General features: G+C 44.5%; 18 protein-coding genes. 17 read left to right on the forward strand and 1 reads right to left on the reverse strand.

All coding sequences use genetic code 11. The annotated features are described in order from the left end of the window. The first annotated feature begins 87 nt into the window (after nt 1-87). The 12 genes from ACWM35_RS20140 to ACWM35_RS20195 all read left to right on the forward strand — a co-directional run bounded on the left by ACWM35_RS20140 (nt 88) and on the right by ACWM35_RS20195 (nt 8,121). Nucleotides 88-309: an AtpZ/AtpI family protein gene (locus tag ACWM35_RS20140; RefSeq protein WP_454820670.1), complete on the forward strand. Its 222-nt coding sequence runs from the start codon at nt 88-90 to the stop codon at nt 307-309. 7 nt (nt 310-316) lie between these two features. Then, complete coding sequence (locus tag ACWM35_RS20145) at nt 317-691, forward strand: ATP synthase subunit I (RefSeq protein WP_454820671.1); 375 nt, start codon at nt 317-319, stop codon at nt 689-691. 23 nt (nt 692-714) lie between these two features. Beyond that, a complete protein-coding gene (gene atpB / locus ACWM35_RS20150; RefSeq protein WP_454820672.1) occupies nt 715-1,425 on the forward strand; it encodes a F0F1 ATP synthase subunit A in 711 nt (236 codons plus the stop codon). 72 nt (nt 1,426-1,497) lie between these two features. Next, a complete protein-coding gene (gene atpE / locus ACWM35_RS20155) occupies nt 1,498-1,710 on the forward strand; it encodes a F0F1 ATP synthase subunit C (RefSeq protein WP_053368380.1) in 213 nt (70 codons plus the stop codon). Nucleotides 1,711-1,868: 158 nt separating this feature from the next. Further along, entirely contained in the window at nt 1,869-2,396 is a 528-nt protein-coding gene (locus tag ACWM35_RS20160; RefSeq protein ID WP_454820673.1) for a F0F1 ATP synthase subunit B, read from the forward strand. Beyond that, nucleotides 2,393-2,929 carry a F0F1 ATP synthase subunit delta gene (locus tag ACWM35_RS20165; RefSeq protein WP_454820674.1) on the forward strand — a complete coding sequence of 179 codons (537 nt, stop codon included), beginning with the start codon at nt 2,393-2,395 and terminating at the stop codon, nt 2,927-2,929. Before ACWM35_RS20160 ends, ACWM35_RS20165 begins: the two co-directional genes overlap by 4 nt. A 15-nt stretch (nt 2,930-2,944) precedes the next feature. After that, nucleotides 2,945-4,453, forward strand: a complete 1,509-nt coding sequence (gene atpA, locus ACWM35_RS20170) for a F0F1 ATP synthase subunit alpha (protein ID WP_454820675.1) — start codon at nt 2,945-2,947, stop codon at nt 4,451-4,453. A 139-nt stretch (nt 4,454-4,592) separates the two neighbouring features. Further along, on the forward strand, nt 4,593-5,450 hold the full coding sequence (gene atpG, locus ACWM35_RS20175; RefSeq protein ID WP_454820676.1) for an ATP synthase F1 subunit gamma: 858 nt from the start codon (nt 4,593-4,595) through the stop codon (nt 5,448-5,450). A gap of 333 nt (nt 5,451-5,783) precedes the next feature. Then, nucleotides 5,784-7,205: a F0F1 ATP synthase subunit beta gene (gene atpD / locus ACWM35_RS20180; RefSeq protein WP_454820677.1), complete on the forward strand. Its 1,422-nt coding sequence runs from the start codon at nt 5,784-5,786 to the stop codon at nt 7,203-7,205. A 21-nt stretch (nt 7,206-7,226) separates the two neighbouring features. Then, nucleotides 7,227-7,631: a F0F1 ATP synthase subunit epsilon gene (locus tag ACWM35_RS20185; RefSeq protein WP_454820678.1), complete on the forward strand. Its 405-nt coding sequence runs from the start codon at nt 7,227-7,229 to the stop codon at nt 7,629-7,631. A gap of 96 nt (nt 7,632-7,727) precedes the next feature. Continuing rightward, nucleotides 7,728-7,913: a hypothetical protein gene (locus ACWM35_RS20190; RefSeq protein ID WP_454820679.1), complete on the forward strand. Its 186-nt coding sequence runs from the start codon at nt 7,728-7,730 to the stop codon at nt 7,911-7,913. A gap of 43 nt (nt 7,914-7,956) precedes the next feature. Continuing rightward, a complete protein-coding gene (locus ACWM35_RS20195) occupies nt 7,957-8,121 on the forward strand; it encodes a hypothetical protein (protein ID WP_454820680.1) in 165 nt (54 codons plus the stop codon). A 688-nt stretch (nt 8,122-8,809) separates the two neighbouring features. Here the strand turns inward: ACWM35_RS20195 and ACWM35_RS20200 are convergent. After that, a complete protein-coding gene (locus tag ACWM35_RS20200) occupies nt 8,810-9,181 on the reverse strand; it encodes a hypothetical protein (RefSeq protein WP_454820681.1) in 372 nt (123 codons plus the stop codon). Between the two features lie 755 nt (nt 9,182-9,936). Here ACWM35_RS20200 and ACWM35_RS20205 point away from each other — a divergent pair. The 5 genes from ACWM35_RS20205 to nuoH are packed head-to-tail and all read left to right on the forward strand — an operon-like array spanning nt 9,937 to nt 14,418. Continuing rightward, nucleotides 9,937-10,311 carry an NADH-quinone oxidoreductase subunit A gene (locus ACWM35_RS20205; protein ID WP_454820682.1) on the forward strand — a complete coding sequence of 125 codons (375 nt, stop codon included), beginning with the start codon at nt 9,937-9,939 and terminating at the stop codon, nt 10,309-10,311. Then, a complete protein-coding gene (locus ACWM35_RS20210; protein ID WP_454820683.1) occupies nt 10,302-10,814 on the forward strand; it encodes a NuoB/complex I 20 kDa subunit family protein in 513 nt (170 codons plus the stop codon). The genes ACWM35_RS20205 and ACWM35_RS20210 overlap by 10 nt, the downstream gene beginning before the upstream one ends. Before the next feature lie 3 nt (nt 10,815-10,817). After that, entirely contained in the window at nt 10,818-12,302 is a 1,485-nt protein-coding gene (locus ACWM35_RS20215) for an NADH-quinone oxidoreductase subunit C (RefSeq protein ID WP_454820684.1), read from the forward strand. Between the two features lie 8 nt (nt 12,303-12,310). Next, nucleotides 12,311-13,411, forward strand: a complete 1,101-nt coding sequence (locus tag ACWM35_RS20220) for an NADH-quinone oxidoreductase subunit D (protein ID WP_454820771.1) — start codon at nt 12,311-12,313, stop codon at nt 13,409-13,411. Beyond that, entirely contained in the window at nt 13,411-14,418 is a 1,008-nt protein-coding gene (nuoH, locus tag ACWM35_RS20225; RefSeq protein ID WP_454820685.1) for an NADH-quinone oxidoreductase subunit NuoH, read from the forward strand. The genes ACWM35_RS20220 and nuoH overlap by 1 nt, the downstream gene beginning before the upstream one ends. The last annotated feature ends 55 nt before the right edge of the window (nt 14,419-14,473 follow it).

The following is a 14,473-nucleotide window of genomic DNA, read 5'->3' on the forward strand; positions in this document are numbered from 1 at the left end:
ACAAACTTTTTAGAGTTTTCTCGATACATCCTTTTTGTACATAAACCTCGTTTTGATGCCATTCTCTTATGGTGAGGATGCGATAAAATGCGTAAAGAAAACCGCAATCCACTAAAAGCATATGCCTTAATGTCCACCATTCTTGCCTCCCTTGTCGGATCCATTCTAATCGGTCTATTTGCAGGTAGATGGCTGGATAAACAGTGGGGTACAGAGCCAATTTTCTTAATAATCGGATTGTTCCTTGGTTTAGCGGCCGGTATTTATTCAATGTTATACTCTATTCGTCATTTCAACTCAGGAGATTAAACCAACCATGCCAGAATTTCAAACAATGTTTGCACGACAGCGAAAATGGATGTTTTTTTTATTGTCTTTTTATGTGCTTGGTTGGGGGTTCACATCACAGCAATCAATCTTTCTAGGGTTGGTTCTTGGGACAAGTTTGAGCCTCTTTAATTTGTGGTTGATGGCGAGGAAAATCGACAATTTTGGACAGGCAGCAGCGGAAGGCAGGAAAATTCGCTCGCTTGGATCATTTTCACGGTTGGCTACCGGAGCATTAGCAGTAGTGATCGCCATGAGGTATCCAGACCATCTGCACCTCATTAGTGTAGTAATAGGATTAATGACATCCTACATTGTCATTATGATAGATTTTTTTTATCAATATTTCTTTTTAGATAAATAACGGGGGAAGCGAGGTGAATACTGTTGCATCATGAAGCTCCAATAGTAACGTTTCTTGGGCTCCAATTTAACTTGGCGAACATCTTGATGATTACCATTGCAACGTTAATTGTCTTTTTGATTGCTGTCCTGTCTACTCGGAAGCTGGCGATGAAACCAACAGGTATCCAGAACTTCATGGAATGGGTAATGGATTTTGTGAAAAACATCATTAACAGTACGATGGATTGGAAAGATGGCGGACGGTTCCATGTCCTTGGGATTACCATCATCATGTATGTCTTTGTAGCAAATATGCTAGGGCTGCCTTTCTCAGTTGTTGTAGACGGTGAACTTTGGTGGAAATCACCAACCGCAGATCCGGCTGTCACACTGACTTTAGCCACATTAGTCGTGGGATTATCTCATTACTATGGTGTAAAGATGAGAGGATCAGCAGCATATGGGAAGGAATTCTTTAAACCGTTCTGGTTTATGTTCCCAATCAAAATTATTGAAGAGTTTGCAAATACTCTGACTCTCGGTCTCCGTCTTTACGGAAACATTTATGCGGGGGAAATTTTATTAAGCTTACTCGCAGCTGGTTTAGCAACCGGTGTCGGCGGAACTATTGCCGCTGCACTACCAATGCTCGTTTGGCAAGGCTTCTCAGTCTTTGTCGGCGCCATCCAATCATTTATTTTTGCAATGTTAACAATGGTTTACTTGTCTCACAAAGTGAGCTCAGACCATTAAGATATACCGTTCTTTCATAAAGAACAAAAATAATAATTTATTTTTTCATACATTAAAGGAGGAAATTTTCAAATGGGTCTTTTAGCAGCAGCAATTGCAATTGGTTTAGCGGCACTAGGTGCAGGTATCGGTAACGGTCTTATCGTTTCAAAAACAGTAGAAGGTATCGCTCGTCAGCCAGAAGCTCGTGGTATGCTTCAAACTACAATGTTCATCGGGGTTGCGTTAGTTGAGGCGATTCCTATCATCGCGGTTGTTATCGCGTTCATGGTTCAAGGTCAATAATCGAACTTTAAAGTTCAAATACAATGGCGAAGTCATTCGTGAGAACCTTCGCCATTCGTTTATGCCCATTACTTGGGGATAAACCATTGATTCCGACAATTATTTCGACTGATATATAGGTTGTTTTAAGGAAAGACCTTGAAAGGAGTGAATCGCGGGTGTTAACAAATAGTTTAGTATTAGGTGCTGCAGCAGCACACTCTGGTGTAAACTGGGGAGATATTCTTTTCCAGCTTGCTATGTTTGTCATCTTAATGGCATTGTTGAAAAAGTTCGCGTGGGGTCCATTAATGGGCATCATGAAGCAACGTGAAGAGCATGTTGCCGGTGAAATTACCGCAGCTGAAAATAGCCGTCAAGAAGCAAAGAAATTATTAGAAGAGCAAAGATCGCTTTTAAAAGAAGCGCGTTCTGAAGCTCAGAACTTAATTGAAAACGCGAAAAAGCAAGGCGATGTACAGCGTGAAGAAATTATCGCTATCGCTCGTACAGAAGCTGAGCGCATTAAAGAAGCAGCTAAGCTTGAAATTGATCAACAGAAGGAAAAAGCAGTTGCCGCTATTCGTGAGCAAGTTGCCCACCTTTCTGTATTGGTTGCCTCTAAAGTGATTGAAAAAGAATTGAATGCAGCCGATCAAGATAAATTGATTAGCGAATATATTCAAGAGGCAGGAGAAAAGCGATGAGCAACTCCATGGTAGCAAAGCGCTACGCGTTGGCTCTTTTTCAAATTGCAAAAGAACAGCAGCTTCTTGGAGTAGTAGAAGAAGAACTTCGTGTAGTGAAAGAAGTTATGCTCTACAACACAGATTTAAAAGCCGTTCTAAAATCTTCAAAGCTATCGATTGATAAGAAGAAAGAGATTTTAAAAGCAGCTTTTGCCACTGTGAATGGATATGTACTAAATACATTATTGATTTTAATTGACCGTCACCGCGAGGATGAAATCGTCGAAGTGGCGAACCAATACTTGATGCTGGCAAATGAAGCAGCAGGCGTTGCTGAAGCGCAAGTTTACAGCACACGTGAGCTGTCAGAGGCAGAACGTGAAGCGATTTCCGCTGTATTTGCCGCAAAGGTTGGCAAACAATCATTAAGAATTGAAAATATCGTAGATTCCGAATTGCTCGGCGGCGTCAAGCTCCGTATCGGAAATCGTATATATGACGGCAGTTTGCGTGGCAAACTCGATCGTTTAGAACGTAAATTACTAAGCTAGATAGGGGTGAAACTCATGAGCATCAAAGCTGAAGAAATCAGTGCCCTGATAAAAAAGCAAATTGAAAACTATCAGGCAGAAATTCAAGTGAGTGATGTTGGTACAGTTATCTCCGTAGGTGACGGTATCGCTCGCGTTCACGGTCTTGACAATGTCATGGCTGGGGAACTTGTTGAATTTTCAAACGGCGTTTTAGGTATGGCACAAAACCTTGAAGAAAATAACGTCGGTATTATCATCTTAGGACCTTTCACTGACATTAAAGAAGGTGACGAGGTTAAACGTACAGGACGCATCATGGAGGTTCCGGTTGGTGAGGAACTAATTGGTCGTGTTGTAAACTCTTTAGGACAGCCAGTGGATGGCATGGGTCCAATCAATACAACTAAAACTCGACCGGTTGAAGCAGTTGCTTCAGGCGTTATGGCTCGTAAATCCGTTCATGAGCCATTACAAACAGGTATCAAAGCGATTGACGCGCTTGTACCAATCGGCCGTGGTCAACGTGAGTTAATCATCGGTGACCGTCAAACTGGTAAAACATCTGTTGCAATCGATACAATCTTGAACCAAAAAGGTCAAGACATGATCTGTATCTATGTTGCGATCGGACAAAAGGAATCAACGGTACGTAACGCGGTTGAAACCCTTCGTAAGCATGGTGCGTTAGACTACTCAATCGTTGTAACAGCATCTGCTTCACAACCAGCTCCACTTTTATTCTTAGCTCCATACGCAGGTGTTGCGATGGCGGAAGAATTTATGTACGCTGGCAAGCATGTATTAATCGTATACGATGATCTTTCAAAGCAAGCGGCTGCATACCGTGAACTTTCCCTATTACTTCGTCGTCCTCCAGGTCGTGAAGCTTATCCAGGGGATGTATTCTACTTGCACAGCCGTTTACTCGAGCGCGCAGCGAAATTGAGCGATGCCCTTGGTGCTGGTTCAATTACTGCCCTGCCGTTCATTGAAACACAAGCAGGTGACGTTTCTGCTTATATCCCAACTAACGTTATTTCCATCACAGATGGACAAATTTTCTTACAATCTGACCTATTCTTCTCCGGTGTACGTCCAGCGATCAACGCAGGTCTATCCGTATCTCGTGTAGGTGGATCAGCGCAAATCAAGGCGATGAAGCAGGTTGCAGGTACACTGCGTCTTGACCTTGCTTCATACCGTGAATTAGAAGCATTTGCTCAGTTCGGTTCTGACCTTGATAAGGCAACACAAGCTAAACTTAACCGTGGTGCTCGTACAGTTGAGGTTCTTAAACAAGACCTTAACAAGCCACTTTCCGTAGAAAAACAAGTAGCAATCCTATATGCATTAACACGCGGCTTCCTTGATGATATTCCTGTTCAGGATATCCGTCGTTTTGAATCAGATTTCCTTAACTGGTTAGACCACAATCGCAAAGACTTGTTAGACCATATTACAAAGACGAAGGTACTTCCTTCTGATGAAGATATGGCTGCTGCAATCAACGCCTTCAAAAAGACGTTCGCAGTTTCCGAATAAGTAGGGTCTGACATTGGTAACGGGGTTTTGGAAGGGGTTTTGGTTTAATGGTGGCTGGCACGGTTTTGTAGTGCTTGTTACCATTAAAACCACCCCGGAAAAACCCCAAACATTCTTTGAATGAGGGTGGTGAGAACCTATGGCATCATTACGCGATATAAAAAATAGAATTAACTCGACAAAAAAGACGAGTCAAATTACAAAAGCGATGGAAATGACATCTGCTGCTAAATGGAACCGCGGCGTTATGAATGCGAAAGCATTTGTTCCTTATATGGAAAAAATCCAGGAAGTAACGGCGGCGATTGCAGTAGGCAGTAAAGGTGTGAACCATCCGATGCTACAAGCCCGTCCTGTTAAGAAAACGGGTTATATTGTCATGACAAGTGATCGCGGACTTGCTGGTGCTTTTAACAGTAACGTCATCCGTCGTGTCTATCAGACAATCCAAGACCGTCATAAATCGTCAGATGAGTACGCCATCATCGCAATCGGCCGTGTAGGCCGTGACTTTTTTGCTAAGCGAGGCATAAATGTAGCACTTGAAATCAGCGGTGTTTCGGATCAACCTAGCTTTGATGACATTAAAGCCATCGCCAGCAGCACAGTTGGCATGTTTGCAGATGGTACATTTGATGAACTTTATCTTTACTATAGCCATTATATCAGTGCAATTTCTCAAGAAGTAACGGAGAAGAAGCTGCTTCCGCTTACGGATATCCAAGCTTCAGGCAAACTTACTTCCTATGAATACGAGCCATCTGCAGAAGAAATCTTAGAAGTTCTCCTGCCGCAATATGCTGAAAGCTTAATTTATGGTGCACTTCTAGACAGCAAAGCCTCAGAGCACGCTGCCCGGATGACCGCAATGAGAAACGCAACCGATAATGCAAAAGAAATGATCAAAAATTACTCCCTGCAATACAACCGTGCCCGACAAGCAGCGATCACACAAGAAATCGCGGAAATCGTCGGCGGTGCAGCAGCGCTTGAGTAGAAAAGCGGAAGCGCCTTGCCCAGGGGCGACAGGCATAAGGCGAGCCGGTGAGAAGGTTGTTCTTTAACCTTCTTGACGGATTGGCTTATGACCCGATCCCCTAGGCGCTGGAGCTAGACAAGTAGAATTTTGATGAAATGCTCGTGAGGCCGTCCTCACGGTGCAAAACCTTTTTTATAAAAATGAACCTTGTGTAGGGTTCTTGATAAATTTTAGCGGGAGGGAACCTGTTTTTGTGTTCCCAACTCCGTTTTAGACGGTTCCGGGATGAGAGTCGGTTTCAAGGTTCTTTTTTCCAAAGGATCCCGAAAGATTAAGTTAGGAGGGAAAATGATGAACAAAGGACGCGTTCTTCAGGTTATGGGTCCGGTTATTGACGTTAAGTTCGAAAATGGTCAATTACCTGAGATTTATAACGCATTAAGACTAGATTTTAAAGCGCGTAATGCATCGGAAGTTGACATCAACTTAACCCTTGAAGTAGCCCTTCATTTAGGTGATGATACTGTTCGTACGATTGCGATGGCTTCTACTGATGGTGTAATGCGTGGCATGGAAGTTACGGATTCTGGTGGTCCAATTTCTGTACCGGTTGGAGATGTAACTCTTGGCCGTGTATTTAACGTATTAGGTGAAGTAATTGACCTTGCAGAAGAGATTCCAGCAAGTGCCCGCCGTGATTCGATTCACCGCGAAGCACCAACGTTTGAAAATCTTTCGACTAAGGTTGAAATTCTTGAAACTGGAATTAAGGTAGTAGACCTTCTTGCTCCATATATTAAGGGTGGTAAGATCGGTCTATTCGGTGGTGCCGGTGTAGGTAAAACTGTATTAATCCAGGAATTAATCAACAACATCGCTCAAGAGCACAGCGGTATTTCGGTATTCGCGGGTGTTGGTGAGCGTACACGTGAAGGTAATGACCTTTTCCATGAAATGACGGATTCAGGCGTTATCAAGCAAACAGCGATGGTATTCGGACAAATGAACGAGCCGCCAGGAGCACGTATGCGTGTTGCCTTGACTGGTTTGACAATGGCTGAGTATTTCCGTGATGAGCAAGGACAAGACGTTCTTTTCTTCATGGATAACATCTTCCGTTTCACGCAAGCAGGTTCTGAGGTTTCCGCTCTACTTGGCCGTATGCCATCTGCCGTAGGTTACCAGCCGACTCTTGCAACTGAAATGGGTAAATTACAAGAGCGTATTACTTCAACTGCAACAGGTTCTGTTACATCTATCCAAGCGATTTACGTTCCTGCCGATGACTATACGGATCCGGCTCCAGCGACGACTTTCGCTCACTTAGATGCAACAACAAACCTTGAGCGTAAACTTACTGAGATGGGTATTTACCCTGCGGTGGATCCTCTTGCTTCGACTTCTCGTGGATTGTCACCGGAAATCGTTGGCGAAGAGCACTACAGTATTGCTCGTCAAGTACAACAAACATTACAACGTTACCGTGAATTACAGGATATCATCGCGATCCTTGGTATGGACGAACTTTCTGATGAAGATAAGTTAATCGTAGCTCGTGCGCGTCGTATCCAGTTCTTCTTGTCACAAAACTTCCACGTTGCTGAACAGTTCACTGGTCAGCCAGGTTCTTATGTACCTGTTAAGGAAACAGTTAAAGGCTTCAAGGAAATCCTTGATGGTAAGTATGACCATCTTCCAGAGGATGCATTCCGTCTTGTCGGCCGCATTGAAGAAGTGGTTGAAGCCGCAAAACGCATGGGTGTAGAGGCCTAAAAACGGTCAGGAGGGTAAAAAATGAAGACGATTAAAGTCAGTGTTGTTACTCCCGATGGCCCGGTGTATGAATCAGATGTGGAAATGGTTAGTACAAAGGCTCTTAGTGGTGAATTAGGTATTTTACCTGGACATATTCCGATGGTAGCTCCTCTAGCTGTTGGTGTCGTTCGTATGAAAAAGAATGGCAAAGAAGAGGATCTTGTTACAGTTAGTGGTGGCTTCCTAGAAGTCCGCCCAGAAAAGGTAACAATCTTAGCTCAAGCAGCAGAGCGAGCAGAGGATATCGATGTTGAACGTGCAGAGAGAGCGAAAGAGCGCGCCGAGCAGCGCCTTCGTAATCAAAAAATGGAAGACACCGACTTCAAACGTGCAGAGCTTGCCTTGCAACGTGCCATCAACCGTCTTACGGTTAAAGGAAGATAATAATAGATGTTATTTCAAACCCGTCAGGTTTTCGGACCCGGCGGGTTTTTTTGTGGTTTTGTTGTTGTTGTTGGTGTTGGGTAGGGGTTGGTTAGGGTGGCACGTATGTTGGTGGATTTGGCAGGAAAAATGATGAAAAAGGCAGGTAAGTGTGTGAAAAATGCAGGTAAGGGATGTGAATCTGCAGGAAGGTGGATTTTTGATGAGAAAGGTAAGGTATGTTTGGTGGAAAAATTAACAGGAAATGGTGTGAGCCGGTCTTGCGACCGGCATTTTTGGTGATTGATTGGGTTGAGGAATGGAGTTTGGGGGGTAAAGTGATGATTTGGCAGGTAAAAAGATGAAAAAGGCAGGTAAGTGGGTGAAAAATGCAGGTAAGGGATGTGAATCTGCAGGAAGGTGGATTTTTGATGAGAAGGGTAAGGTATGTTTGGTGGAAAAATTAAAAAGAAATGGTGTGAGCCGGTCTTACGACCGGTATTTTTGGTGATTGATTGGGTTGAGGAATGGAGTTTAGGGAAAAGGTGACGATTAGGCAGGTAAAAAGATGAAAAAGGCAGGTAAGTGTGTAAAATCTGCAGGTAAGGGGTCTGAATCTGCAGGTAGGAGGATTTTAGATAAGAGAGGTAAGGTATGTTTGGTGGAAAAATTAAAAAGAAATGGTGTGAGCCGGTCTTGCGACCGGCATTTTTGGTGATTGATTGGGTTGAGGAATGGAGTTTAGGGAAAAGGTGACGATTAGGCAGGTAAAAAGATGAAAAAGGCAGGTAAGTGGGTGAAAAATGCAGGTAAGGGGTGTGAATCTGCAGGTGGGTGGATTTTTGATGAGAAGGGTAAGGTATGTTTGGTGGAAAAATTAAAAAGAAATGGTGTGAGCCGGTCTTGCGACCGGCATTTTTGGTGATTGATTGGGTTGAGGAATGGAGTTTTTGGGGGTAAAGTGACAATTTGGCAGGTAAAATGATGAAAAAGGCAGGTAAGTGGTTGAAATATGCAGGTAAGGGATGTGGATCTGCATGTTGGAACGTTTCGAAAAAGGGGATGTTAAGTTTATGACATAAGTTTGGTGGAAAATTTTACATAGGCCAGTCTTGCGTCCATCTATTTTATGTAAAAAGGATGATCCCAAGGGAGTATCAAGGGTTCATCCTTTTGGGCTTGTCCATGTATTGTAGGGATCAGTCTAGTTCAATTTTAAAGAATTCGTCGTTAAGGACAGTGTGACCTTCTAACCATGCTGTTCCTCCAACTGCGGATGCAAATGTGTTGATTGAAAAATCGTCACCCTCGTAGGAAATACGAACTTCGTAGTTAGAGCCGATAGGAACATTAAAAGTAAAGCTTCTTCTTGTGTTTGGTGGAATCGTTCCAGTGAAAGTTAGTAATGCTGCGACTGGACCAGTTTGGATTAGCGCTGAACCCCAGTCTAGGACTAGAAGTGATACATCACGAGAATCATCTGGGTCGACGTTGAGCAGTTCAATGTGTCCCAGTAGTGTGGCACCCGAAATGTTATTTAGGGCACCTGAAGATTTGATTTTTTCACCCATTATAGTCTTCACCTCTTTTCTATTATGACGTCTCTATAGTAAATGCTTCATATGTTTGAAATGATATGGACAAAAACATATTTTGAAAAAATGATTCATTTTAATAGGATTCAAAGTTTGATTTTCAAAATTAGCATGATACTTTCCTATCATTTGCGTGGATTTTTCGAATGAAATGGAAAGATCGGAATATGATGGGGTAGTGAAGGGGTTGTCTTGTAAAATAAGTAGGGAAAAAAATGAACGTTTTATGACAATTCTCACTGACTGATTAAATATTTTGTTATTTAATAGGGGTAGTTGTCGATTTGGGCTCTTGCGAGCCTGATTCTATGTGCACGTCATCTTTCGCTTCGCTGCAGATCACGTGCACGGAGAAATCGGTTTTTTAATAGAGTGGAAATTCGCTCTTGCGTCATCTCTGGGGTGATTTCGGGGAGGTTGCTCTGCGAGATCACGCAAACACTCAGGGGAGGGGGGACCTTGTGTCTCCGACCGGTGTGGGGTGAATTGGAAATTCAACCGCCAGTTGCTAACGCAACTTGCGCTTCTGCTACCGCTGAAGCTTGCAAAACTTTTCACTTCAAGGCGTTCTTGAGAGCGAGCTCTCAAACGCTTGAAGTGAAAAGTTTTGCGGCGGTGGAATTTCCAATTAAAGTAGTTGGTCGTGTCGACACAGGTTTGTAACAATGCTATAATGTTATCGGTTACAAATTTCATTGTTATGAAAATTTACAACATTGGAGGGGATGGACATGGAACTTTTGAATTTATATCAGAATAATTATCTGATAGTTTTTGTGTTCCTATGTCTTGGGGTTTTGCTACCAATTGTGGCGTTATATTTAGGTAAGCTTTTGCGTCCTCATAAGCCGAGTGAAGCAAAGTATACCACGTATGAGAGCGGTATTGATCCATTTCACGATTCCCGTGTACAGTTCAATGTCCGCTATTATATTTTTGCCCTGATGTTTGTTATTTTTGATGTAGAAACGGTGTTTTTATATCCATGGGCGGTTGCTTATGATAAGTTAGGAGTTTTTGCGTTAATTGAAATGTTGATTTTCGTGGTTATGCTATTAATCGGCTTAATCTACGCCTGGAAAAAGAAGGTGCTACAATGGATTTAAAACTAGAAAACCTATCACCACAGGAAATGAAAGAGTTAGAAAGAAATGTATTTTTCGCGACGCTGGAGCAAATTAAGGCATGGGCACGGAGTAATTCGTTGTGGCCGATGACATTTGGTCTGGCTTGTTGTGCGATTGAGATGATGGGAACGGGTGGAGCAAACTATGACCTTGACCGATTTGGAACGATTTTTCGGACGTCGCCAAGGCAATCGGATTGCATGATTGTGTCTGGTACGGTGACGAAGAAAATGGCACCGATTGTCCGCCGTTTATATGATCAAATGCCTGAGCCTAAGTGGGTGATTGCGATGGGTTCTTGTGCGACGGCAGGGGGTCCATATGTGAAGTCGTACTCGGTTGTGAAGGGTGTCGATCAAATCGTTCCTGTAGATGTATATATTCCTGGATGCCCGCCAAACCCGGCTGCATTAATTTATGGAATTAATAAATTAAAGGAAAAGATTCGTTACGAAGCGAAGACTGGGAAGAAGGTGATCTAACCGATGAGCGGGGAGAAGGATCTCGAGCAATTGAAAAAGGAAGCTGCTGAGAAGGCGAAGGCGGCAGCGTTAGCGAGACGCCAGGCGAAGGCAGCTGGAGAAGCGGCGCCAAAGCCTGAGGAATCGGCTCAGAAATCAGAGCCAGAGGCACCTGCAAAAGCGGAAGCACCAGCGGATGACGCGGATCTTGCGAAGAAGAAGGCAGCGGCGGCAGCGAAAGCGAAGGCGGCGGCACTGGCGAAGAAGAAGCGTGAAGGAATCGCCGATGAGGATGCTCCTGCAGCGGTGGAGCCAGCTGTCCAAGACGAGCCAGCAGCCAGGGTGGAAGAACCTCAGGTGGCTGAAGCTAGTAACGATGCGGATGATCTTGCGAAGAAAAAGGCAGCGGCAGTAGCGAAGGCGAAAGCGGCAGCAGCGGCGAAGCGGAAGGCGATGGAACTTGCCGGAGGAGCAGAACCGGTGGAAGAGCCAGCAGCAGAAACGCCAGCTGATGCAGACGATGATGATCTCGCGAAGAAAAAGGCAGCGGCAGTAGCGAAGGCGAAAGCGGCGGCAGCGGCGAAGCGAAAGGCGATGGAGCTTACCGGAGGAGCAGAACCGGTGGAAGAGCCAGTAGCAGAAACGCCAGCCGATGCAGGCGATGATGATCTCGCGAAGAAAAAGGCAGCGGCAGTAGCGAAGGCGAAAGCGGCGGCAGCGGCGAAGCGAAAGGCGATGGAGCTTACTGGAGGAGCAGAACCAGCAGAAGAACCAGCTTCGGATGATGCGAAGGCAAAAGCGGCAGCGGCGGCAAAAGCGAAAGCAGCAGCGGCAGCCAAAGCAAAGGCAGCAGCAGCGGCGAAGGCCAAGGCATCTGGAACTGACGGCGCTGATGCGAGTGATGATGAAAAAGCGAAGGCAAAAGCAGCGGCAGTAGCAAAAGCGAAAGCGGCAGCAGCAGCCAAAGCGAAAGCAGCTGGAGCGGCAAAAGGGGACGGGGCACCGGCAGCAGAAGCGGAGGCAGCGCCATCACCGAACCAGCAATACTTAGATAAGTACAGAAAGGTCATTGAGGATCACTTAGGGCCTGATGTTTTAGAAGATTCTTATATTAATAAACTGTCCAAAGATGTTCCGACACTTGTGGCAAAGAAAGATACATATTTCAAAGTGGCTCAATTTTTAAAATATAATGAGCTTCTCGGGTTCGATTATCTATCTGAGCTGCATGGAACAGATTTTCAAACACATATGGAAGTGTATGTTCACTTGTACTCATACAAAAACCGTCAAACGGTTGCGTTGAAAGTGAAGATCGACCGCGATGAACCAACAATCGAGTCCTTGCAGCCGCTTTGGGCCGGAGCAAACTGGCCGGAATGCGAAGCGTATGATTTACTTGGAATCAAATTTACCGGACATCCGGAACTGCACCGGATTATGCTTGGCGAAGATTGGGTTGGCCATCCACTGCGTAAAGATTATGAACCGTATGATGTGGAGGTATAGCCATGGCCATGATCAGAACAGAAGAAATGTTATTAAACGTCGGACCACAGCATCCAAGTACGCATGGAGTTTTCCGGCTTGTTGTTAAAATTGATGGGGAAATCATTATCGAAGCGAAACCGGTCATCGGTTATTTACACCGGGGAACGGAAAAATTAGCCGAGAACTTGCAATATACCCAAATCATCCCTTATACCGACCGGATGGATTATTTGTCCGCGATGACGAATAACTATGTCATTTGTCATGCAGTCGAAACGATGATGGGCATTCAAGTTCCAGAACGTGCCGAATACCTGCGGGTGATGGCGATGGAATTGGGCCGGATTGCCAGCCATCTTGTGGCATGGGGTACGTATATCCTCGATCTCGGAGCAACGAGCCCGTTCATTTATGCCTTCCGTGATCGCGAAATGATTATCAATATGCTCAATGAATTATCAGGTGCGCGCTTAACTTTTAACTATATGAGGGTTGGCGGTGTGAAGTGGGATGCGCCTGAAGGCTGGGTTGACGGTGTAAGAGAGTTTGTTCCTTATTTACGGGAGCAGCTGAAGGGATATCATGACCTTGTTTCCGGGAATGAAATCTTTTTAGACCGGGTCAAAGGGGTTGGCGTTTATTCAAAAGAGGATGCCATCAATTATTCCCTAAGTGGTCCGAATCTGCGTAGTACCGGCGTGAAATGGGATCTTCGTAAAGATGAACCGTATTCAATTTATGATCGTTTTGACTTTGATGTTGTCACTCGAGAAGAGGGAGATTGTTTAGCTCGCTATCATGTGCGCTTGGAGGAAATCTCGGAGTCCTTGAAAATTCTTGAGCAGGCATGTGAGCAATTCCCGGCTGAGGGTGAAATTTTAGCAAAAGTACCGAAAATTATTAAGGCACCAAAAGGGGAAGCTTTTGTCAGAATTGAATCACCGCGTGGGGAAATCGGCTGTTATATTGCCAGTGACGGTAAAAAAGAGCCGTATCGTTTAAAGTTTAGAAGACCTTCATTCTATAATCTGCAAATTCTCCCGAAATTATTAGTAGGTGAAAATATTGCAAACTTGATTGCGATTTTAGGGGCAGTGGACATTGTCCTTGGGGAGGTGGACGGCTAATGATCGAAGAGTTGCTAGAGTCCAGTCCTGGCTGGATGAACTTTGGAATCTTCTTTTTACTCGCCGTTGTCTTACTATTAGTAGTTTTAGGTTTCGTAACCTATGCGATATTAGCAGAACGAAAGGTATTAGGATACATGCAGGCCCGTCACGGCCCGAACCAGCTTGGCGGTAAGTGGGGATTATTGCAGACGGTGGCCGACGTTTTGAAGCTTTTAATAAAAGAAGACGTTATTCCAAAGGCAGCAGATAAGCCGTTATTTATCCTAGCGCCAATCATCGCCTTTACGCCAGCGTTTATGGTCCTTGCGACGATTCCGTTTACGGATAAATTCCAATTTGCCGATATCGGGGTAGGATTGCTCTATTATATCGCTGTTTCGGGAATGACTGTATTTGGAATGGTGCTGGGCGGCTGGGCGTCGAACAATAAATATGCGCTCTTAGGGGGCATGCGTGCGGGTGCACAGATGATCTCGTACGAAATTCCGTTGGTTATGTCCGTTTTGGGTGTCATCCTTTTAACGGGAAGCTTGAATTTAAATGATATCGTGGCACAGCAGGATGACACAGCTTGGTTCATTCTCTTGCAGCCAGTGGCATTTATCGTATTTTTCATCGCTTCGATTGCGGAATTAAACCGGACACCATTTGACCTACCTGAATCAGAGAACGAACTGGTTGCCGGATACTTTGTCGAGTACTCAGGATTCCGTTGGGCCTTCTTTATGCTTACAGAATACGTTTACATGTTTGCAATGTCCGCCTTAATCACGACGATTTTCTTAGGTGGCTGGCTGCCACCGTTTGAGTTCTTAGGATTTATCCCTGGCGCCGTATGGTTTGCGCTCAAATTTAGCGTGGTTGTCTTTGTTTATATGTGGTTACGGGCGACACTACCGCGGTTCCGTGTCGACAGACTCATGGAATTTGCTTGGAAAGTGCTTTTCCCAATCGCCTTGGCAAACATTTTCTTAACCGCGTTAATTAAGACTTTATTTTTTTAAAAGTAATGGTGAAAGACACCAGATTAGAATGATTTTAACCTGAAAAAGGGGTGAA

Source organism: Neobacillus sp. K501, assembly GCF_053749995.1.